General features: G+C 46.4%; 13 protein-coding genes and 1 other RNA gene. 12 read left to right on the top strand and 2 right to left on the bottom strand.

Annotation, left to right across the window (positions count from 1 at the left end; all coding sequences use genetic code 11):
- Positions 1–95: 95 nt before the first annotated feature.
- Entirely contained in the window at positions 96–2,462 is a 2,367-nt protein-coding gene (locus tag NYP69_RS04055) for a transglycosylase domain-containing protein (protein WP_473412958.1), read from the bottom strand.
- A 206-nt stretch (positions 2,463–2,668) separates the two neighbouring features.
- Between NYP69_RS04055 and NYP69_RS04050 the strand changes: the two genes are divergently transcribed.
- The 12 genes from NYP69_RS04050 to NYP69_RS03995 all read left to right on the top strand — a co-directional run bounded on the left by NYP69_RS04050 (position 2,669) and on the right by NYP69_RS03995 (position 20,818).
- Positions 2,669–3,811, top strand: a complete 1,143-nt coding sequence (locus tag NYP69_RS04050; RefSeq protein ID WP_060785727.1) for an inositol-3-phosphate synthase — start codon at positions 2,669–2,671, stop codon at positions 3,809–3,811.
- Positions 3,812–3,990: 179 nt separating this feature from the next.
- Positions 3,991–4,087: signal recognition particle sRNA small type (gene ffs, locus NYP69_RS04045), an RNA gene on the top strand.
- Between the two features lie 716 nt (positions 4,088–4,803).
- Complete coding sequence (locus tag NYP69_RS04040) at positions 4,804–5,973, top strand: hypothetical protein (RefSeq protein WP_415697346.1); 1,170 nt, start codon at positions 4,804–4,806, stop codon at positions 5,971–5,973.
- 459 nt (positions 5,974–6,432) lie between these two features.
- Positions 6,433–7,887, top strand: coding sequence for a CAP domain-containing protein (locus tag NYP69_RS04035; RefSeq protein WP_473412957.1), 1,455 nt, complete (start codon positions 6,433–6,435; stop codon positions 7,885–7,887).
- Between the two features lie 214 nt (positions 7,888–8,101).
- Positions 8,102–9,943 (top strand): cellulosome anchor protein, encoded by a 1,842-nt coding sequence (locus tag NYP69_RS04030; protein ID WP_473412956.1) that lies wholly within the window; start codon positions 8,102–8,104, stop codon positions 9,941–9,943.
- A 220-nt stretch (positions 9,944–10,163) separates the two neighbouring features.
- A complete protein-coding gene (locus NYP69_RS04025; protein ID WP_473412955.1) occupies positions 10,164–11,195 on the top strand; it encodes a phosphatase PAP2 family protein in 1,032 nt (343 codons plus the stop codon).
- Between the two features lie 192 nt (positions 11,196–11,387).
- Positions 11,388–14,258, top strand: a complete 2,871-nt coding sequence (gene topA / locus NYP69_RS04020; protein ID WP_473412954.1) for a type I DNA topoisomerase — start codon at positions 11,388–11,390, stop codon at positions 14,256–14,258.
- Between the two features lie 21 nt (positions 14,259–14,279).
- Positions 14,280–14,996: a dTMP kinase gene (gene tmk / locus NYP69_RS04015; RefSeq protein ID WP_473412953.1), complete on the top strand. Its 717-nt coding sequence runs from the start codon at positions 14,280–14,282 to the stop codon at positions 14,994–14,996.
- A gap of 26 nt (positions 14,997–15,022) precedes the next feature.
- Complete coding sequence (locus NYP69_RS04010) at positions 15,023–16,222, top strand: DNA polymerase III subunit delta' (protein ID WP_473410630.1); 1,200 nt, start codon at positions 15,023–15,025, stop codon at positions 16,220–16,222.
- 537 nt (positions 16,223–16,759) lie between these two features.
- Positions 16,760–17,311 carry a YbhB/YbcL family Raf kinase inhibitor-like protein gene (locus tag NYP69_RS04005; protein ID WP_004574553.1) on the top strand — a complete coding sequence of 184 codons (552 nt, stop codon included), beginning with the start codon at positions 16,760–16,762 and terminating at the stop codon, positions 17,309–17,311.
- A gap of 194 nt (positions 17,312–17,505) precedes the next feature.
- Complete coding sequence (locus tag NYP69_RS04000) at positions 17,506–19,113, top strand: C69 family dipeptidase (RefSeq protein WP_473410629.1); 1,608 nt, start codon at positions 17,506–17,508, stop codon at positions 19,111–19,113.
- 187 nt (positions 19,114–19,300) lie between these two features.
- Positions 19,301–20,818 (top strand): formate--tetrahydrofolate ligase, encoded by a 1,518-nt coding sequence (locus tag NYP69_RS03995; RefSeq protein WP_473410628.1) that lies wholly within the window; start codon positions 19,301–19,303, stop codon positions 20,816–20,818.
- 172 nt (positions 20,819–20,990) lie between these two features.
- Here the strand turns inward: NYP69_RS03995 and NYP69_RS03990 are convergent, their stop codons facing one another.
- Positions 20,991–21,833 carry an alpha/beta hydrolase gene (locus NYP69_RS03990; RefSeq protein WP_473410627.1) on the bottom strand — a complete coding sequence of 281 codons (843 nt, stop codon included), beginning with the start codon at positions 21,831–21,833 and terminating at the stop codon, positions 20,991–20,993.
- Between the last annotated feature and the right edge of the window lie 47 nt (positions 21,834–21,880).

Genomic DNA, 21,880 nt, shown 5'->3' with positions numbered 1-21,880 from the left:
ATATTTGGCCTAAATCACGTACAAAAAGCGGAACATAACTCCGCACTTTGTACCAAATTTGACCCAATTTACGTATATTCTCGGGAAAATACAGCTTAATCGCCGCCACTTTGCGTTTGGTTAGCTCCGCCGCTTCCAGAAGATGATGCTGCGCCAGACCCATCGCCAGCGCTTCCGCCACTAGTAGTGCCACTGCCAGCCGAGCCGTTGTTACCATTCGCCCCAGAACCATTCGCGCCATTCGCACGATCTTCACTACTAGAACTATCTTCCTTATTAGCGCCACTTGCGCCACTTGCACTATTTTCTTTATCTTTATCTTTGCTACTCGAACTATCTTCTTTATTTTCGCCATTCGCAACTTCGCTATCGTCGTCAGCAAAGTCGCGTTTGCTTCCGCCAAGCCCCCAAGTGCCGTCAACACCTCCAATTTTGCCGTTATCTTTAGCCTCTGGGAACTTTTCCGCAGCCGTTCCAGCCAGAGCCGCGCGCATGTATCGCGTAAACAAATGCGCCGAATATCCGATTCCTCCAGGGTATCCGCGGAAAGTTGGCACAGGCAAAGGATTTCCTTGCGCATCTGGATTCCAAATAGCAAACACGGTCAAAACGCTTGGCGTAAATCCAACAAAACTACACGCCGAAGCATCGTTAGCGGTTCCCGACTTTCCAGCAATCGGCTTTCCAACGCCTCTAACCTCTGGCGAAGTACCGTATTGTACAACGCCTTGCATGGCCTTAATAGCAAGCGCCATGTCTGCCGCCGCAAACACCTGTTTTCCAACGGTCGGCGCCCTATAAAACTCTTTGCCGTCTGGGTTCTTAACGCTAGAAACAATGTGCAAATCTGGCCTGCGCCCCTGGTTTGCAATCGTCGAATACGCGCGCGCAATCTCACTAATATGCACGGGGTCGTTTCCAAGAACAGTAAACGGATTCTTGCCGTTAACGCGCTGCGCGTTTAGACCAGCCATAACAGCCGTATTTGCCACGCCTTTTTGCCCAAGCTTTTCTTGCAAAGCCATAAATGGCGTGTTCACAGAGTTTGCTGTTGCTTTATAAAGGTTGATTATTCCCCAATTTGTGTTTGCAAAGTTGTTTACTGGCTTGTCGATTCCCTTAAACTTTAGCCCTGTATTTCCATTAAACAGCGTGTTTAGGTTTGTTCCAGCCTGAATCGCGCCAATCAGCGCAAACGGCTTCATTGTACTTCCAGGCTCGTAAAGCGCTTGAGTGGCGTTATTTAGCGGCTTAGAAAGGTAGTCGTCGCCTGCATACACAGATATAATCGACCCATCTTTAGGATTTACGCTCATTGCGCCCGTTTGCACTCCTTGCGGCGTAATTCCGCGCGCGCCAGCAGTCGGGCTTGCAACGTTAAACATTAAATCCTGCTTAGCTTTGTCGATTGTTGTAATAATGCGGTATCCGCCTGTGTCTAGGTCTTCTTTTGTAAACGCGCCGCCGCTTGTAAGCTCGCTGCGAACCATTTGCAAAAGGTATCCTTGCGGCCCTGCGTACATGTTTTGCTTGGTTTGATTAATGGTTTGCGGCATTTTTGCGTTTTTGTATTCTTCGCTTGTAATGTACTTGTCTTTAAGCATGATTCTTAGCACGCGCTTGAATCGCATATTCGCCTCTTTAGGCATGATTGCAGGATCCCAGCTGCTTGGCGCAGGGATTATTCCAGCCAGCATTGCCGCTTGAGATAGCGTAAGATCCTTCGCTTCCACGCCAAAGTACGCTTTTGCTGCCGCCTGGATTCCGTACGCTCCGCGGCCCAGATAAATCGTGTTCATGTAATTGCACAGCACGGTGTTTTTGTCTTGTGTTTGCGCGATTTTTAGCGCAAGAATGGCCTCGTGCAGCTTGCCTAAATACGTTTTTGTTTCGCCAAGATAGTAGCGTTCCGCGTATTGTTGCGTAATCGTAGAGCCGCCCCATCTGCCTTTAGACGTTACGTTGTGGATTATTGCGCGCCCAATTCCCTTAAGATCAATTCCGCCGTCTTTGTAGAATGACCTGTTTTCGCTTGCGATTATTGCGTTTCCAACATATGGTTTTAGAATGGAGCAATTTATGATTTCGCGATTTTGCTCTGCAAAGCTGCCGATTTCCGTTTTTCCATCCGCGTAGTAAACCTTTGTTTTATCCGCCATTGCGATTTTGTCTGGCTGCGGAATGTCTGTTGTTACGTACATCCACGCAACCGTTAAAATTCCAAGGATTATTGGCGTAAAAATTACGATTAGCGCCCAAAAAATAATCGGATGTTTTGTTCTAAAGTTTTTTTGGATTCTTCTGTGGCTTCTGCGATTGTATTGTTGATTGTATGAGCGGTTGTGTGGTCGCCTTGTGCGCGCGCCAGCGCCAGCGCCAGCTCCAGTGCCATCGCCCGCGCTTCTTATAGTGCGCCTTTGGCTAGAAGAGTGCGAATTTCGTCCATTACTATTTGCAACCATACAATCCAAGTTAGCGCTTGGCGAGGAATTTTAACCATATGTAATCGTGCGTAATCATGCGTAATGAGGAATTTTAGCCATATGTAATCATATGTAATATCGTTTCAATCATATGCAATATCGTATGTAATATTTGTAAAAGCTAGTATTATAAAAGTGTATTAGTGCGGCGTTTTTGTGCCGATGATTTTTGTTAAGGAGTTTATATGAGTATCCGCGTTGCCATTGCCGGTGTTGGCAATTGTGCTTCGTCGTTAGTTCAGGGCGTTGAATACTACAAGAATGCCAATGATGGCGATAAAATTCCAGGATTAATGCATGCTGTTTTTGGGCAATATCGCGTGCGAGACATTGAGTTTGTAGCCGCTTTCGATGTTGACTCGTTAAAAGTTGGTCATGACTTAAGCGAGGCGATTTATGCTTCGCAAAACAACACGATTCGCTTTGCAGACGTGCCTAATCTTGGCGTTACAGTGCAGCGCGGCCCTACTTACGATGGCTTGGGCGACTACTACAAGCAAATGATTGACGAATCTAAAGAAGAGCCTGTAAATGTTGCCGAAGTTTTGCGCGATTTGCATGTAGACGTGCTTGTGTCTTACTTGCCAGTTGGCTCCGAGCAGGCAGACAAGGCGTATGCTACGGCAGCTATGGAAGCTGGATGCGCGTTTGTAAATTGCCTTCCTGTTTTTATTGCTTCCGACCCAGTTTGGGCGCAAAAATTCCGCGATGCAGGAGTTCCGATTATTGGCGACGATATTAAAAGCCAGGTTGGCGCTACGATTACGCACCGCGTTATGGCACGACTTTTTGAAGATAGAGGAGTGCGTTTAGACCGCACTTATCAGCTTAATGTTGGCGGAAATATGGACTTTATGAACATGTTGCAGCGCTCTAGGCTTGAGTCGAAGAAGATTTCTAAGACGCGCGCGGTTACTTCGATTGTTCCGCACGATATGGATGACCACAACGTGCACATTGGCCCTTCGGACTATGTTGCTTGGCTTGACGACCGCAAGTTTGCGTTTGTGCGCTTGGAGGGCACCACTTTTGGCGATGTTCCGCTTAGCTTGGAGTACAAGCTTGAGGTGTGGGATTCGCCTAATTCCGCAGGCATTGTTATAGATGCTGTGCGCGCGGCGAAGATTGCGTTGGATCGCAAGCTTTCGGGGCCGATTTTGGCTCCTAGCTCTTACTTTATGAAGTCGCCAGCTGTTCAGCATGAAGATGGCGAGGCGCGCGAACTTGTTGAGCGCTATATTAATGGAGATGTTGAGGCAGATGAGTCTCAGCTTAATGCAGATGTTGAGGATGCAAAGAAGAGCGGCAAAAGCGTGTGGCGCGCTTAGCGATGCGCCTAATGTTGCGGAAGCTTCCGACTTGTGATTGTGTCTAATTATGCGTATTGTTGCGCGCTCCATCTTCGGCTGCTTGCGACTTGTGATTGACTTGCGTTAGGCATTCGCTTGGCTTTTCGTCGGTTGCTTGCGATTCGCGCTCGACTTTTATACAGAATCGTGTAATATAGGTAGAGCCTCCGCGTGGCACTACGTCACCCAATCCCCCCAGGGCAGGAATGCAGCAAGGGTAAGTGGCCTCTGGTGGGTGCGCGGGGGTTTTCTGTATTCTGCGCTCCGAATTGCCTTCGCGCTACGCTTTAAGCGCTCAGGCAGGTCGTCGCGCAAACGCACTACATAAACACGCAAAATTGTAGTGTGTTTGTACTTAAAATATGTCGTGTCTATATTGACTCTTGAAAAATTCCATGGGAAAATCGTCTTGACAGAACCTCTCCACGCTTAATGTATTTTTACATGCGGACCACGGAGAGGGCTTTTCTGTTGTTTATGTTGACTTTTGTTCAATGTTTTGTTCATTTTTTGTAGTGCGTTTGTACTGAATTTCGGCGTTTTTTGATACAAAAGCACTACATAAACACGCAAAACTGTAGTGCGATTGTACTTGATTTACGGCGTGACGTGCCTTCGCACTTAGACCTCGCAAGCGACGCGACACGCGCGAAAAGTCTTTCCTTAAAAAAACCTGGGAAAATTCTTCAAAAACCTTGAAATGCGTATTTTTACGGTTTAAGTGTTGTTTATCCACAAATTTTACGGCAATGTAGCCTTTATTGCGGATTAGTTTGTGTATATCATCATTTTTTTCGGTTTAGCATGTGTGGCTGGTGCTTGACTTTTTCAAACGGGGGGGGGGTATGTTAATAGCAACATCACACGGTGGATAACCGTTGGTGGAATGCGCGGATGCGCGTTTTATGTTTTCCTCGCCGCATTGCGATTTGTTCGCTTTGCGAGTGGGGGAGAAGAAGAAAGGAAATAAAATGATGAATAAGAAGGCTATCGCCGCTTTCGCTGCTGGCGCAACTTTGCTTGCTGGCTTCGCAATGGCAACCCCAGCATTCGCTGCTGACAAGACTGAAGCTCCTAAGAAGGAAGCTGAAAAGAAGCTTACTCCTCTCGAGGAGAAGCAGGCTGCTGTTAAGACCGCTGAAGAGGGTCTTAAGAAGGCTGAGGAAGCTAAGACTGCTGCTGATGATGCTGCTACGAAGGCTTCCAATGCTTGGGAAGCTGCTAAGAAGTCTGCTCCAACTAAGGGCGTTGAAACCAAGGATCAAGGCAAGACTTACGTTAAAAAAGACGAATCAATGAATGATACTGAGCGCGATACAGCACAGAAGTTCTTGGATGCGCAGACTGCTGTTACGACTACAGCCGCTGATGCTGCTAAGGCTGCTGAGAATGTAGAGACTGCTAAGGCTACTCTTAAGAAGGCTCAGGATGCTCTTACCAACTACAAGCCAGAAGAAAAAGTTGAAGTAGCTGTGTCCACTCTTAAGGCTGCTTTGCTAAAGACCAGCGCTGATTTCGACGAAGCTAACGGCAATCTCGAGAAGGCTTACGCCAAGTACGATGCTGCATACGCTGAAGTCAAGGCTGCTCAGGCCAAGCTTGATGGCGCAAATGCTGCTCTTGCAAGTTTCAAGACTGCTCATGACGAGCTTACCAAGGCTGATAGGGTTGAGCTTGCTCAGCTTGAGAAGGCTGTTAAGGACGCTAAGGAAGATTTGGCCGACGCTGTTAAGGCTTTCAACGATGCTAAGACCGAGTTTACTAAGGCCTTTACTGGTGCTAAGAAGGCTTGGGCTGCTTACAAGGGTGCATTCAAGGCTGCTAAGGCTAAGGACGCCGGATTGGTTGCTGGCTACGCTTTGCCAGATGACTTAGAGCCACTTGCTGCTAACTACCAGCCAGGTGTTTCTCACGTTACCCCAGGTTCTGTAAAGCCAGGCCAGGCTGGCAAGCCAGGTGCTGCTAAGCCAGGTCAGGCTGGTGCCAATGGCGCCGCTGCTGGTGCTAAGACCACTGTGGTTGAGAAGAAGAAGGATGGCGGTAAGAAGTTGCCTGGTACTGGTGTTGGCGTAACTTTGACCGCTTTGGCTGCCACTATGCTTGCTGGCATGGGTGCTGCTGTTCGCAAGGCTCGTCACTAAGCTAAAAGCGTAAAAACTAAATTTGTCTAGCTGCGTAGTTTAAGCATTGCGATTGATGCGCATAATTTCTTAAATCGCTTTATCGCATTATTAATCGCGTTGCTAATTGCGCAGCTAGATAAATACCCTCGGCTCGAAATTTAAGAGCGTTTATACTTGCGCTCAACGGTTGGTAAGGGGTTTTGTAGGGAAGCGCCTTGCTGATATGCCAATTGCGTGCTTACTAATTGCTTAAACTCTGATTTGCTATTAATTTTCTTTCTTCTTGGAGTTTTAACGTTAGATAGTGTGTTTTAGGTGTTGAGCGTGTTGCTTTCGGTTTTGTTTGCTACTAGGGGCATTCAAAGCCGAAAGCTTTTTTGTTATTTGTCTCTGTAGCAAAGGCTTATAGTAAAAGCCTATAGCGGAGGTCTTATAGCAAAGGCCTATAGTAAACCCCTATAGTAAAAGAGAGAATCCATGAAAAAGCAAACTCCAAAATCTGCCGAAAAAGTGGCTTTCAATTCATTTTCTAATAACTCTTTCAGTTCATTTTCTAAAAAATTCACCGCTGCAACCGTAGCCGCAATTCTGGCTGGTTCAGCGGTTTCTATGTTTGGAGCTACTGCAAACACCGCTTTTGCTAGCGATGTAACAGTATCTAGCTACGCTCACCCAGCAACCAGTTACGATAGCACCAGCGCAAAAAGCACTGCTAGTGGGCTTTTTGCAAGCGTAATGAATAATCAATCCCTTACGCAAGCTCAGCGCGATGATGCAGCTAAAGCTCTTGAAATATTGTATGGTCGTACAGAAAAGCCAGACTGGTACGATTCAAAAGTAAAGCTTAATAGCGGCGAAGAATCCCCTGATTACATTACGCGCTTGAATAATTCAATATCGTATATGCGCGCGATTAACGAGTATCGCAAGAGTCGTGGGCTTAATCCTCTTGGCGTAAGTCTTTATACGACGGCAGTAGCAATAAATGACGCGTTCTATTCTGCCAATATTTTTGACCACGCAAGACACTATAAGACTTTTGAGAATTTGGCTTGGGGTTCATATGGTGATGGAACCTACGACGGCGGAACCACCACGGATACCATGACTGGTGCAATGCAAATGTGGGTTACTAACGAAAAAGCCAAGTACGATGATTTTATAGCTAAGGGCGTGTCTGATAAAGAAATAAGATCGAAGCATTATCTTGAGGTTGGCCACTACCTAAACTTTATACATCCAACGCTTACGGCAATGGGTCTTACTAGCGGAAACATTAGCAACGAGTACGGCACTGTTATATCTTGGGAAGCTGTTCCAGCTAGCTACTTGGAAGGAAATAAGGCGCCATTTACGCTGGACGAGTACCAAAAGCTTATTAATGTATACATTAATGGGCAGCCTTATGATGTGACGCCAAGCGAGGAGACGCCTTCGGACGTAACGCCAAGTGATGTTACGCCTGCGCCTGCGCCTGTTCCTTCGGAGGAGCCAGGTGTTGAACATGACGTTACGCCTTCATTCGATGTGACTCCTGATGTGACTCCTGATGTAACGCCAAGTGAGGATACTCCTTCAGACTTCGATTTCACGCCAAGCTTTGACGTAACTCCTAGCGAGGATGTGACCCCTTCGGACTTTGACTTCTCGCCAAACTTTGACGTGACTCCTTCGGAGGATGCTTATACTCCGTCTGATTTTGATTTCACTCCAAGTTTTGACGTGACGCCAAGTGAGGAGACTCCGTCTGATTTTGATTTCACTCCAAGTTTTGACGTGACGCCAAGTGAGGATACTTATACTCCGTCTGACTTTGACTTCACGCCAAACTTTGATGAAGCGCCTTCTAGTGATTCTGATTCAAACGTAACGCCAAGTGACTTTACGTTTGATTACAACTTCGACGCTGTAGACGCTCGGCGCTTTGACTGAGCTTGAAATTGCATAACGCATTTCAAGCTCCTTCAAAGCGCTGAGCCGCTTAAGCGTAAAGTCCAGTGGACTTTACGCGCGGCGAAGTCGTTAGCGCGCTTAGACCGCGCTAACGACATAATCATCTATTCCGCTTTTTGTTGTTAGACACGCCGTTTAGAGCTAAAAAGCGTTATCGTATCAAAAATCGTAAGTAAGAAAAAGGAAGAATATTATGAAAAATAAAACTTTAGTCGCAAAAAAGATTGCGTTAGTGGTAGCAGGCCTTTCGATGGCAGCTCCTTGCTTTATTGCGGGCGCGCCTGCGTTTGCTGACTCGTACGCAAGCGTTCAAAGAAGCACGAATGTTAATCTTGCAAAGCTTTATGGCACAACGGATGGCGTTGGTCTTATCTATAAGCATGGCAATGTGGATAAGAATCCATTGGGAGAGGGAAAGTTTGCATTTCAGCTGTATTACGACATGTTAATGGCGTCTAACAATACGCGAATGGCAAGTAAAACTGGCAAGCTTGATGCTGCTAGCGAAAAGCTTCTTAATTCAATAAAAGAGGAAATTAGAAGATACGAATATCATTTTCATTCTTTTACTAAGGAAGATGGCGAAGATTCGTATTTGCTTGAAAAACACTGGAAGCGTATTGATGCAGCTAAAAGCCAAGAAGAGTTGAAGAAAGCATACAAAGATCTTGCAGAGGCTATGCGCTTTTCTATTAGGAATTACAGTGCTCATTATGGTTTAAATAATGTTACGAATGGCATGCAAAATCCAAAGTCAAATAGTTTTGTAGACCCAACTCCTACAAAATCTAAGTTTGGCAATTATGATCTTTCGTACTTAGATAACTTTTCGCCAGTAGTCTCTAGAGACGATTCCTATCCGCATGCTCCAGCACCTGCGTCGTTGAGTGACGTTGATCCAAACTTAAAAGGCAACTTAGTCTTAGATAAAAGCATTGGTGCAGAAGCTGGAATGCCTAGCTATGTTAGGATTAAAACAAGAAGAATATATCCTAACGCAGATATGAACAAGATTATAAGTGATCCTCTTTTGGTTCTATCTCGCGCATACCTCTATAAGGGCAGTGTAGACGATTTTGGGGATGCGTACGGCGAGAAACCAGTGCTGCTGACTTCGTCAAGTTATAAAGATGACGATATCCTTATTGCTAAGGACTATTCAGGCGATCCTAATAATGACGATCTGGCCTTTGATGTTTCAATTCCAGAAGGCTGCCACGGCTTATATACGCTTTTGCTTGTAGGTGAGAACGGAAGGCAGCTTGGATGGACCACAATAAATGTTGATAAAGAGGGCGAGAGCGTTGGAGATATTTCACGTGGCGCCGCGATTGCTGCGTCTGACGATGAGAGCACGCCTTCGGATGTTACGCCTGATGTGACTCCTGACGTTACACCTGATGTGACGCCTGATGTGACGCCTTCGGACTTTGACTTTACGCCAAGCTTCGACGTGACTCCTTCTGATTTTGACTTCACGCCGAGCTTCGACGTGACGCCAAGTGAAGATACTCCTTCTGATTTTGACTTCTCGCCAAGCTTTGACGTGACCCCATCTGATGAGACTCCTTCTGACTTTGACTTCACTCCTTCGTTTGATGTGACTCCGTCTGAGGAGACTTATACTCCTTCTGATTTTGACTTCTCGCCAAGCTTTGACGTGACTCCGTCTGAGGGGACTCCTTCTGACTTTGACTTCTCGCCAAGTTTTGATGTGACGCCAAGTGAGGATGTAACTCCTTCGGACTTTGACTTCACGCCTTCATTCGATGTGACGCCTAGTGAGGGGACTCCTTCTGATTTCGATTTCACTCCAAGCTTTGACGTGACGCCGTCTGAGGATACTCCTTCTGATTTCGATTTCACTCCAAGTTTTGACGTGACGCCAAGTGAGGATACTTATACTCCGTCTGATTTTGACTTTACGCCAAGTTTTGATGAAGCGCCTTCTAGTGATTCTGATTCAAACGTGATGCCAAGTGATTTTACGTTTGATTACAACTTCGATGCTGTAGACGCTCGGCGCTTTGACTGAGCTTGAAATTGCATAACGCATTTCAAGCTCCTTCAAAGCGCTGAGCCGCTTAAGCGTAAAGTCCAGTGGACTTTACGCGCGGCGAAGACGTGAGCGCGGCTAATCCGCGCGAGCGACATGACCTGTCTGTGCGCTTAGAGCGTGCTATTCCTCACGGCTTAATAGTCGTGAGGAATAGCGCTATGGAGCGCATGGAGTGTTGTTTGATAAAATATTGAGTATGGGTCAATTTGAAGGCAGCAAAGTTAATCAAGATATTTCTAAGCTCGATCCATTGATGAATCGTCCTAGAATATCAACAATCGTGTTATGCGCTATATTCGCATTGATCTTTGCTGCATCTGCTAGTGCTGTGTGGTTTCTAGCTGTTAGAACGCCAATCGGCCAATCGTACGAAGAAATGGTAATCAGCACTTTTGGATATAGTGCCATTCCGCCAACATTCGCCGCGATCTTAGCGCCGCTTAGAAGTTCTATAATCGTTATAGTTTTATCTGCACTAATTTGCGTTGCGGCATTAATAATATCAATCATAAGAAAACGATGGTTGCTGCTTGCGCAGTGCTGCGCAATATTCGTGCTATCGCTTGCTGCAGAGCCATTAAAACGCATTCTTCCTAGGCAAATGCTTGTAAACATTGCTACTCTTGCAAAAAATTCCGCACCTTCTGGCCACACTCTTTTAATGGCGGCTGCTTGCGCAATACTTGTTTGCGCGGCGTCTCGCGCGTTTAGAGCATGGGCTGCAGCTGGAGCAGCGTTAATAACGTTTTTGCTGGCTGTGGCACTTATGGGAGGCCACTGGCATAGGCCTGCAGACGTTGTAATGTCGGTACTAATAGTGGGCGCAATCTCTTGTGCTGTAATGGCTTTTACGCGCGGTTCTGCAATGGATTTGCCTGGTCGCAGAAAGTCGTCTATAAGCGTGCAAATTGTTGGAAGCGCAATGATTACAATGGGCGTTATTTGCATAGCGTATTTTGCATACATGTTTTATCAAATCATGCCAGGCATTGAGCTGGGCGCAAAATGGGCGATTGGCATTTCGCACGTTTTAACATATTGGGCTGTTGCAGGTGCGTGTAGCCTAACCTTCGGCGTTTTAATGGTTATTAAGCAATGCGCGGCCGCTCCTTTAAGCAGACTCGGATTAGTGGGAGCGCCTCCTATTCCTCCTGCTGCACCATCAAAAAGCGATGAGCAAAGTCAGTCTAATGAAAGCGATTTGTTAAAAATGCTATCGTCTAATTAAATAAAAAAATAAGTAAAATTGAATAAAAAATAATTAAAGTGGTATATATAGGAGTATATGCTGATATTTCGCAAAGTTTGATTTTGTTGATTTTGCAGAATTTGCAACGCGTATTGCGTTAGAGTTGGCGTGGATTTTAGTAATAAAAGCGCGGAATTGCATATAGAATGCATCTGAATGAAAGGAGAGAGTATGACAGAGCAGAACAAGCTTGTCATTGTGGAGTCTCCCACTAAAGCGCGTAAAATAGGCGGATATCTTGGAAGCGGATACACGGTTATGGCGTCTGTAGGCCATATTCGCGATTTAGCACAGCCAAGCCAGGTGCCAGCCGCTAAAAAGGCGGAATTTGGCAAGTTTGGCGTAGATGTAAACAATGGTTTTGAGCCGTACTACGTTGTTGGCGCGGATAAAAAGAAAACGGTTTCGGACTTAAAAGCTGCGCTCGCAAAGTCGGGCGAATTATTCCTCGCAACTGATGAGGACCGCGAAGGAGAAGCGATTGCGTGGCATCTTGTGCAAGCACTTAAGCCAAAAGTGCCAGTAAAGCGCATGGTGTTTCACGAGATTACAAAAGATGCGATTCAAGCTTCTCTTGCTAACACGCGAGATGTTGATGACCACATGGTTGATGCGCAAGAAACGCGCCGCGTGTTGGATAGATTGTACGGCTACGAGCTTTCGCCAGTTTTGTGGCGTAAAGTTGGGCCAGGTCTTTCGGCTGGTCGAGTGCAATCTGTTGCAACGCGTTTGATTGTTGAGCGCGAGCGCGAGCGAATGGCGTTTAGAAAAGCAAGCTACTGGGATGTTTGCGCGGATTTGAGTGCAAACGGCGTTGATTTTACGGCGCGAATGGCGGCTCTAAACGGAGCGCGTTTGGCTGGTTCTAAAGATTTTAACTCGCTTGGCGAGCTTCAAAAAGCTAAGGGCGAATCTGCTTTAGCGCACTATTTAAGCGAGGCAGACGCTTGCGCGATTGCACAAAGCCTTGGCACGGCTGATTTTGTTGTAAACTCAATGGACACTAAGCCGTATCGCCGCCGCCCGTTGCCTCCGTTTACAACGTCTACTCTTCAACAGACTGCTGGAAACCGCTTGTCGATGAGCTCTCGCCAAACTATGCGCGCGGCTCAATCTTTGTACGAAAACGGTTATATAACCTACATGCGTACGGATTCTGTAACGCTTTCTAAAGAGGCGATTTTTGCGGCTCGAGATTGCGTTAAGTCTAATTTTGGAGACGAGTATTTAGCGGATTCTCCAAAACAGTATGCTACGACTTCTGCAGGCGCTCAAGAAGCGCACGAGTGTATTCGTCCTGCTGGATCTACGTTTAGGAATCCTGCGGATTTGGCTGGCGTTCTGCCTGCCGATCAGCTTAAGCTTTACACGCTTATTTGGCAGCGCACGCTTGCATCTCAAATGGCGGATGCTACTGGTTTTACGGCTACAGTTAAGCTGGACGCTTCGGCTGGTAGCTTTGGAACGGCTAATTTCCAGGCTTCTGGAACCGTTATCGAGTTTGCTGGATTTATGAAGGTGTTTGGCGGATTTAGCGAAGACGAGCAGTCTAAGGCTTTGCCGCCTATGGCTAATGGCGATGTTCTTAAAGCTTTGCAAGTTAGTGCGGATGGTCATGAAACTCAGCCGCCAGCTCGCTATACGGAAGCGTCTTTAGTTAAAACGCTTGAAGCTAAAGAGATTGGTAGGCCGTCTACTTACGCTAGCATTATTTCTACGATTATTGACCGCGGATATGTGTATGAGCGTGGGCGCGCGTTGATTCCAAGTTGGCTTGCTTTTGCTGTTATTAAGCTTTTGGAATCTAATTTCCCAACTTACGTTGACTATGCGTTTACGGCAGACATGGAAAATGGCTTGGATCGCATTGCGCATGGCGAGGAAGCTGGTAAAGATTGGCTTTACAAGTTTTACTTTGGAGATGACGAGGCGGCGGCTAACGATTCTGCGGTTGCTGGCGACTTTGCAATGCGTGAAGGCTTGCAAAAGCAAGTTGATCAGCTTGGCGAGATTGACGCTCGAGAAATCAACACGATTGATATTGGCGGCGGATTGCATGTGCGCGTAGGCAGATACGGCCCATATTTGGAAGATACTAAGAATCTAGACGAAGAGGGCAATGCGCGCAGAGCTTCGATTCCAAGCACTTTGGCTCCAGACGAGTTGAGCGAGCAGGTTGCTAGAGATTTGATTGAAAACAACTCCGACGGCCCGCGCGTTTTGGGTACGGATCCGCAAACTGGCGGAAGTGTAGAAGTTAGGAACGGGCGTTTTGGAGCGTACGTTGCGCTTGTTGAGTCTGCGGATGAGGGCGAATCGCAAGCAGCCGACGATTCCGCTAAAACTGGCGCAAAGTCTTCTGCAAAATCCAAGAAGACTGCTAAAGCTAAGCCAAAAATGGCGTCTTTGTTCAAAACTATGGATCCTGCAACAATAACTTTGCAAGACGCTTTGAAGCTTTTGAGCTTGCCGCGATTAGTTGGCGTTGTAGAAGAAGTTGACGAGCAAGGCGAAGTAAAGCGCGCAAGGATTGAGGCGAATAATGGGCGATACGGCCCGTATTTGACTAAGACTTACGAGCGAACGGATTCTGGCGATTCGGCTGCGGATTCTAAGCCAGATAATCGCTCACTTGCAAGCGAAGACGCGATTTTTAGCGTGACTTTAGACGAAGCTAAGGAGCTGTTTGCGCAACCAAAGTACGGCAAGCGCACGCGTGGAGCTGCAAAACCGCCACTTAGGGAGCTTGGAGAAGACCCAGAAAGCGGCAAGCCAGTGGTTATTAAAGACGGCTTCTACGGAGCTTATATTACGGATGGCGTTACGAATCGCACGCTGCCAAAGCAGTACACGCCTGAGTCGATTGAGCCGCAAGTTGCGTTTGAGCTTTTGGCGCAAAAGCGAGCGGCAGGGCCTGTAAAGCGCAAGCGAGCGGCCGCTAAGAAGACTGCTGCTAAAAAGACTACGACTAAAAAAACAGCAGCTAAAAAAACGGCAGCTAAAAAGTCTACTGTAAAAAAGTCTACGACTAAATCCGAGTAAACCCGTAAGAGGTATGCGAAAATGGCTATATGTCTTAAAAAAAGCGGGATTAGCGGCTTAAACAAAGGTCTTAAGGGGCTTTTTATATCTTTTGAAGGTATAGACGGCGTTGGGAAAACCACGCAGGTCGAAGCTTTGCGTGATTTTTTGCAAGCGCGTGGGCTTGAGGTTGTTGTTACGAGAGAGCCTGGCGGCACGCAATTGGGAAAACAGTTGCGAGATATTCTTTTGCACGGAGATTCGATTTGTGTGCGCGCCGAAGCTCTGCTTTTTGCGGCGGATCGCGCTCAACACGCTGCGCAAATCATTATTCCAGCATTGCAGCGCGGTGCGGTGGTTATAACGGATCGCTACATTGATTCTTCGCTAGCATACCAATCGGGTGGGCGCGAGCTCACTATGCAAGATGTGCGCGATTTAAGCGAGTGGGCGTCTAATTGCCTTTGGCCAAATCGCACGTATTTGCTAGATATGAGCGAGAAGGACGCTGCTGTGCGATTGCATGGGCAGGCGGATCGCATGGAAAGTGCAGGGCTTGATTTTGCGAAGCGCACGCGTGAATCGTTTTTGGATCTTGCTAAACAAAACGCGCAAAGATTTTGCGTTTTAGACGCCACTTTGCCAGCTTGCGATTTATCGAAGTTGATTGCTAAAGACGTGTGCGAGTTGATGGATAATGCTGGCGTGCGTTACTGTTGCGAAAAATCGTCAGAATCGCCAGAAAATCAAGGATTTTAGGACTTTAGGACTCTAGGATTTTAGCAATGGACGTTTGGGAATCGGTAGTTGGTCAATCGCAAGTTGTTGAGCGTCTTAAAAAAGTAGCGCAAGGCGATTCAAGCAAAATCGCGCAATCGTGGCTTATTTGCGGTGCAGCTGGATTTGGGTGCGCAAAAGTAGCAAGAGCGTTTGCAGCAGCATTGCAATCGCGCGGAAAAGTCGCCAGCAACCGTACTGCCGAAAATTCCGCAACTCAAATAAATGCTCAAATAAATACTCAAATAAATCCAGATAAAATCGCAAGTGAAGTATTGGCTGGAACAAGCCCAGACGTAAACATTTTAAGCACAGACAAAGTTACAGTAAGCATTGACGAAGTGCGCGAAATAGTGTCCATGTCGGAGCAAATGCCAAGTGTTGCACCGTGGCGAATCATAATAATCGAAGACGTTGGGCGCATGCTTGAGCGCACAACAAACGTTTTGCTAAAAGAAATCGAAGAGCCAGCACCTCGCACAATCTGGATTCTTTGCGCAGCAAGTGCAGCAGATGTTTTGCCAACAATTAGGTCTAGGTCTCAAATAGTGAATTTGGTGCAACCAAACGACCAAGATGTGCAAGAATACGTGCAAAAACGCTCTAACGTGGATGCAAAAACAGCGGAAAATGTGGCTCGCATAGCGCAAGGAAACGTTGATTTGGCAATGCTTTATGCTACAAGCGAGCGTGCTAGAAGCGGGCGGGAAGAGCTTGTTGCTAGCGTTTTGCGCATTAGCAGCGCAATAGATGCGATTATGCTTGCGCAAACGCTAATCGAAGATGCTAAAGCGCAGGCAGAAGACGAAGTGCAAAAGTGCGTGGAAGAAGAGCAAAGCGAGTTTTTGCGCATAAATGGCATTAAGCCAACAGATAAAATTCCGCCTAAAATTCGTAGCGCATACAATGCGATTGGCAAAAAAGACGACGTTAAGCGCAAAGTGACTCGCGTAAGCAGAGATGTTCTAAACCGCGCAATAGACGCGATTTGCAGCATTTATAGAGATGTGCTTGTTGTGCTAAACAATGCGCAATTACAAACGCCGCTTGTGAATCAAGAATTTAAAGCAGAGATTATGCAGCTTTCTAAAAAAATTACAGCAGAGCGCGCGCTTAAATGCCTTGATGCGCTTGCGGTGGCAAAAAAGCGGCTTGCTGGCAATGGAAACGCAACGCTTGTTTTTGAAGCGCTTTTCTGCTCGCTTTAACGCGCGCGAGTGATTCTCCTATTTGGTGTTGCGCGAGGTTTGAGTATTTCTCTCCTCGCAAGTGACGCGCACTTTTGCGTATAGTTTATGAACGTTAATATTCTAAGGTTTTAGGTTTTAGTACGGCGCTATTTATTGCTCGTAGAGAAATACATCAAACCTTCTGGATATCTAGGACTTTTGCGTAGCTTTTATCGCCGAGATTCTCGATTTTTCTTGCTACTTCAGCGAATCACCACCTTCGGCGCTGAGGTTCGCTTCATCCGCTGCAAAAAATCTCGAATCTCTACCTAGCTTGGCGTAACCGCGCTCGAACGATTTTCCGGGTTTTGTACCAAATTTGTGTGGATTTTGGTACAAAGTGCGGAAAATAATTCCGGGTTTTGTACCATTTTTAGGTCAAATTTGGTACAAAGTGCGGAAAATAACTCCGCTTTTTGTACGTGATTTAGGTCAAATATGGTACAAAGTGCGGAAGTGCATTTGTGTAAAAATGAATTATTTCGTATAGTCACAGCGGTAGTAGATACTTAAATTATGAATATTTCTACAGATTTCACCACTATTCCAGACAACTTTGCAAAAGCTGCGCCGGAAGAAAACAAGATTAACGGCGTTCCAGTCGTATCTTTTCCATTTTATGTAGACAAGTTGCCTGATTTTGTGCACTACTTGCATTGGCGATTTGTAGACGACGACGCTATACCAGTGTGCGGATTCCAGTGGATTCATTGGGTTGTAGCAAATGTTCCAGTGGAAGCGCTTATGTTTGACTTTAACGACTCGCGCGCTTTGCAAATTCCGCAAGACTTTTCTCGCACAATGCCAACCATGATTCCAGAAGTTGTACAAGGGCGAAACTCGCAAGCTAGCCGATTTGTGGGATGCACGGACCCTGCGATTACAATGCGCTACAATGGCCCGCAGCCGCCAGACAAGGATCACGACTACATGCTAGAAGTGTTCGGCACGCAAAAGCCTCTTGCAAATCTTAAAGAGGGCTTTTACCTTAACGAAATGATGAATGAAATCAGGCATTATGATTCGTATGTAGACGTTAACGGATTATATTTGCGAGGAAAAGCTTAGAGCTTAAGATTTAGAGTTTAGAGTTTAGGTTTAGGATTTATATGACTTCGCGCTGGCAAGTCGCAAGCAGCTTACGACTAGATGCGCGTGTGTAAAATAGTCAAAACTAAGCAAAACTAAGCAAAACAAACAAAATTATCTAAAATAATCAAATAACCAAAATAATCAAAAATTAGAAAAATGAGGATGCAAATATGGCATGCACAACAATTTTAGTAGGACGCAAAGCGAGCTACGACGGCTCCACGCTTATTGCGCGTAACGAAGACTCCGCAAATGGAGAGTTTAACCCAAAGCGCTTAGTGGTAGTAAAGCCACAAGACCAGCCTCGTGTTTATAAGTCTGTGCTTAGCCACGTAACAGTAGAGCTTCCAGATAATCCAATGCAATACACAAGCGTTCCAAACGCAGACTTGCGCGAAGGAATTTGGGGAGAAGCTGGCGTTAACGAAGCAAACGTGGCAATGAGCGCTACCGAAACGCTTACATCCAACGAGCGCGTGCTGGGCGCAGACCCAATGGTGGAGCTTCAAAAAGCGCAAGGCAAAGAAGGCGACGCTGATTATAAGCCAGAAGTGCCTGGCGGAATTGGCGAAGAAGACTTCTTAACGCTTGTTTTGCCTTATATTCGTAGCGCTCGCGAAGGCGTTGAGCGTTTGGGTGCGTTGCTAGAAAAGTACGGCACTTACGAGATGAACGGCGTTGCGTTCTCGGATGTAAACGAGATTTGGTGGATGGAAACTGTTGGCGGACACCACTGGATTGCTAAGCGCGTGCCAGACGAGGCGTATGTTGTTATGCCAAACCAGCTTGGAATTGATGAGTTTGATTTGGAAGACGCTTTGGGAAATCAAGAAGAGCACATGTGCTCGGCTGATTTGCTTGAGTTTATTGAAGAAAATCACTTGGATTTGGCGGTGGAAAACGCTTCGCCGTTTAATCCTCGAGATGCTTTTGGATCCCATTCAGATGCGGACCACGTGTATAACACGCCTCGTGCATGGTTTATGGAGCGTTTCTTGAATCCGTATGACGAAGTGTGGGATGGTAAAGACGCGGATCATAAGCCAGATAGCAACGACATTCCGTGGGCGCGTCAGCCTGAGCGCAAAGTGACTGTTGAAGACGTTAAGTATGTGCTTAGCTCGCACTATCAGGGAACCGAGTACGATCCTTACGGCAAGCTTGGCGATGAGCATACGCGTCATCTTTTCCGCCCAATCGGCATTAATCGCCAAAGCCAGCTTGCTGTTATGCAAATCCGCCCTTACATGCCAGAGCCAATGCGCGCAATTCAGTGGATGGCGTATGGCTCTAACCCGTTTAATGCTTTAGTTCCGTTCTACGCAAATGTAAACGAAACTCCAAAGTATTTGGAAGATACAACTACTCGCGTAACAAGCGAAAACTTCTATTGGGAAAATCGCATTATTGCAGCTCTTGCGGATGCCGCATTTAACGACACTGCAAATGCAATTGAGCGCTACCAAGAAGTTGTTGGTTCGCTTGGTCACGCAATGGTTAAGGCTACGGATGCTGCTGTAGCAGAGCTTCTTGGCGTTGATTTGGCTGATTACGAGCCAGAGCGCGAAGGTGATGAAGGCGATGATTGCGATGATTTAGTTCGCGATCCTGAAGCTATTATTGCAGAGCTTCGTAACGACAAAGTGCGCGCGACTTTGGCTAAAGCAAACGAAGATATGGCTGCAAAGTTGAAGAAAGAAACCGATTCTTTGCTCGATACAGTTCTGTACATAACTAGCATGCGTATGAAGAATGGTTTTAATCGCTCCGATCACTAATCGCAAGCCGTTATAGACGTTACTAATAACGCGCATAGTTTTAATGTAATATTGCTATACCACGCCTATGCAATCGTATAGTATAAAAATTGTTCATTTACATTAGCTATGCGCGTTTTATTATTGAACGTCTGTTATTGAACACTATCGGCATCAACTAGGCTTTTCGCTTATGAAAGTGGGGAATATGAGCATTCTTGATTCGTTTACTGCACAATTTGGATTGGTTAAAAAAATCGACGCTTTTGGATTTATGGATTATCTAAAGAAGAATCCAAGCGAGCAAAAAAAGCACGGTAAAGTGTTGCTCGTTACAGCTGATACTCCTCTTAAGGCTTCTAGAGGAGAGGGCAAAACAACCACCACTATTGCGCTTGTAGACGCGTTGCGCGAACGTGGAGTAGATGCTGCGGCTGTTTTGAGGCAGCCAAGCATGGGCATTACTGCAGCTGGTTCAAAAGGCGGCGCTAGCGGCGGCGGAAAGTCCTCGCTTTCGCACCCAGAGTTGATTGACTGGGGATTGTGCGGAGAAATGGCGGCTATTGAATGCGCGCAAAATTTGCTTGTTTCTTTTGCAGAAAAGGCGATTGACGAGGGTATTTTAGACACGATTTTAGTGCCACGTGTAAGCGAAGTGCCTTCAAGGTCTTTGCGTAGTATTGCTGTTGACTTTGGCAAGGGCACGGTTGCGGAGCGCGTTGTGTTAACGCCAACTTGTGAGCTTATGCAAATCGTAGTGCTTTCTAGAAGCATGGAAGAGATTGCAAATCGCGTTGCTGCAATGATTGCTGGTACAAAAGACGGGAATCCTGTTAAATTTGGTGATTTTGTTGACTTGTGGCGAATCACAAATATTCTTGCAGATGCTGTAAAGCCTGCAAAAACTGAGACGATTAATGGTTCTCCGATTTACGTTCATTGCGGGCCATTTGCCAACGTTTCGCTTGGTATTCCAAGCCTTGTGAGCGTTGAGATGGCTTGCGCGCTACACGATGTTGTTGTTGTGGAGGCAGGGTATGGAACGGATGCTGGTGCGCAAAAGTGGCTAGATATTGCTGCTCGCGAGTTTGGCGCAAAGTGGCCTGCTGCTGCGGTTGTTGTTACTCGAGCAACTACTTGGCAAGATGACGAAACTCTTGCATGGCGTTACCCGTTCCACGTTTCGCGCCTTGAGTCGCTTAATATTCCTACGTTCCCTCTTATTAATTTGTGGGAAGGTGAAGATGGGCAGGTTCCAGATTTGCTTGAGCAGGCTAAGACTTTGGGATTCCGTAAGCCGATTGTTGGCAATCTTTTCCGAGACGGCGGAGATGGATTGGCAGATCAGCTAGACGATTTTGTGTCTGTAATCACTGCGGATGCTGAAACGAAAGTTCCGCAAAGCCGCCGCGGAAAGTCGCTTCGCGAGCGTATTAATCTGCTTTGCTCCGAGGCGTATGGTGTGCCTGTTGAGCGCGTAATCGACAAAGCAGGTTTTGCTGATTCGTTGAAGGAAGCGCAGGATTTGTGCAATAAGGCTGGTGTTGATTTTGATAGCTTAGCTCTTGTTGCTGTAAAGTCGCCAGCAACCATGACAGATGACGATCACGCGCCTGCGGATTCTCGCACTGTAACGCTTAAAAAAGTAGAAGTTCATGCTGGAGCTGGGGTTGTGCAAGTCAACCTTACAGCTTCACTAACAACTCCTATGCCAAAAATCGTGTGATTAAAATTTCTGTAGTGCGTTTGTATCAAAAAACATCAAAATCAAATACAAACACACTACAGTTTTGTGTGTTTGTGTAGTGTGTTTGTATCGCGACACGCCGTAAATTAGGTACAAACGCACTACATGGCAGGTAATCGTTTGCGCGGTCTAAGCGCGCATCGAAGTTAGATTATGCAAAAGTGCGATTCAGCCAATCGCAAGCAAGATCAATCCATTGCTGAACTTCTGGCTGAACAAACTCAGGCAGCACTGCGCCATTTTCATCGCGCTTAGCTGTTTCTTTAACCGCCAAAGCCAAGCCATGCGGACCCTTAGGGAACAAATGTGCTTCCACGCTTACGCCAGCTTTAACGCAAGCATTAATAAACATAATCGAGTTTTGAACTGGAACCGTCTGGTCTGTAATCGTTTGCCAAACGAACACAGGTGGAGTCTTAGAATCAACGTGATTTTCAAGCGAAAGCTGCTCCACGAGTTGCGCGCGAGTGCTGGAATCTACGTCTCCAAAAAGACGGTCGAAAGTTGGCTTATGCGCGTATTCGCCAGCAGAAATCACAGGGTAAGCAAGCATAAGAGCGTTTGGGCGAACGCTATTTGCGTTATATCCATTTGCTTCTTCAACATCGTCGCTAACGCTAGTGGCAAGATTTGCTGCAACATGGCCGCCTGCAGAGAATCCAATAATCGCCACTTTTTGCGCATCTACATGCCATTCTTTTGCGTTTTCGCGAATTAAGCTCATCGCTTCTGCGGCTTCCAAAAGCTGAGTAGGGTGCGCGCTAGGCACAAGCGAGTATCGCAAAACAAAAGCGTGGAATCCAGCGGCAGCAAACTTCATAGCAATAGGCTCTGCTTCTCGATTAGAAACGCGCAAGAATCCGCCGCCTGGCAAAATCAGCACTGCTGGTCGCGTTTGATCTCCTTCGCTATCTAAATTATCGTCTAAAACGTATGCAGTTAGAAGCGCGTTACTGCCATCAATGCCTTTAATTTGGCGTTCTATAATCTTCATGGTATCTCTTTTCGTTTTGCGCGATTGCAATTTATGTTAAGCATAAT

The sequence above is a fragment of the Gardnerella sp. c17Ua_118 genome (assembly GCF_055804255.1).
Note: the sequence above shows the minus strand (reverse complement) of the source record. Positions and strands in the feature narration are given on the sequence as shown.

Bases quoted from the DNA above. Each gene is read 5' to 3' on its own strand.
- NYP69_RS04055 (WP_473412958.1), bottom strand. From the start codon at position 2,462: ATGGTTGCAAATAGTAATGGACGAAATTCGCACTCTTCTAGCCAAAGG.
- NYP69_RS04050 (WP_060785727.1), top strand. From the start codon at position 2,669: ATGAGTATCCGCGTTGCCATTGCCGGTGTTGGCAATTGTGCTTCGTCG.
- NYP69_RS04040 (WP_415697346.1), top strand. From the start codon at position 4,804: ATGATGAATAAGAAGGCTATCGCCGCTTTCGCTGCTGGCGCAACTTTG.
- NYP69_RS04035 (WP_473412957.1), top strand. From the start codon at position 6,433: ATGAAAAAGCAAACTCCAAAATCTGCCGAAAAAGTGGCTTTCAATTCA.
- NYP69_RS04030 (WP_473412956.1), top strand. From the start codon at position 8,102: ATGAAAAATAAAACTTTAGTCGCAAAAAAGATTGCGTTAGTGGTAGCA.
- NYP69_RS04025 (WP_473412955.1), top strand. From the start codon at position 10,164: ATGGGTCAATTTGAAGGCAGCAAAGTTAATCAAGATATTTCTAAGCTC.
- topA (WP_473412954.1), top strand. From the start codon at position 11,388: ATGACAGAGCAGAACAAGCTTGTCATTGTGGAGTCTCCCACTAAAGCG.
- tmk (WP_473412953.1), top strand. From the start codon at position 14,280: ATGGCTATATGTCTTAAAAAAAGCGGGATTAGCGGCTTAAACAAAGGT.
- NYP69_RS04010 (WP_473410630.1), top strand. From the start codon at position 15,023: ATGGACGTTTGGGAATCGGTAGTTGGTCAATCGCAAGTTGTTGAGCGT.
- NYP69_RS04005 (WP_004574553.1), top strand. From the start codon at position 16,760: ATGAATATTTCTACAGATTTCACCACTATTCCAGACAACTTTGCAAAA.
- NYP69_RS04000 (WP_473410629.1), top strand. From the start codon at position 17,506: ATGGCATGCACAACAATTTTAGTAGGACGCAAAGCGAGCTACGACGGC.
- NYP69_RS03995 (WP_473410628.1), top strand. From the start codon at position 19,301: ATGAGCATTCTTGATTCGTTTACTGCACAATTTGGATTGGTTAAAAAA.
- NYP69_RS03990 (WP_473410627.1), bottom strand. From the start codon at position 21,833: ATGAAGATTATAGAACGCCAAATTAAAGGCATTGATGGCAGTAACGCG.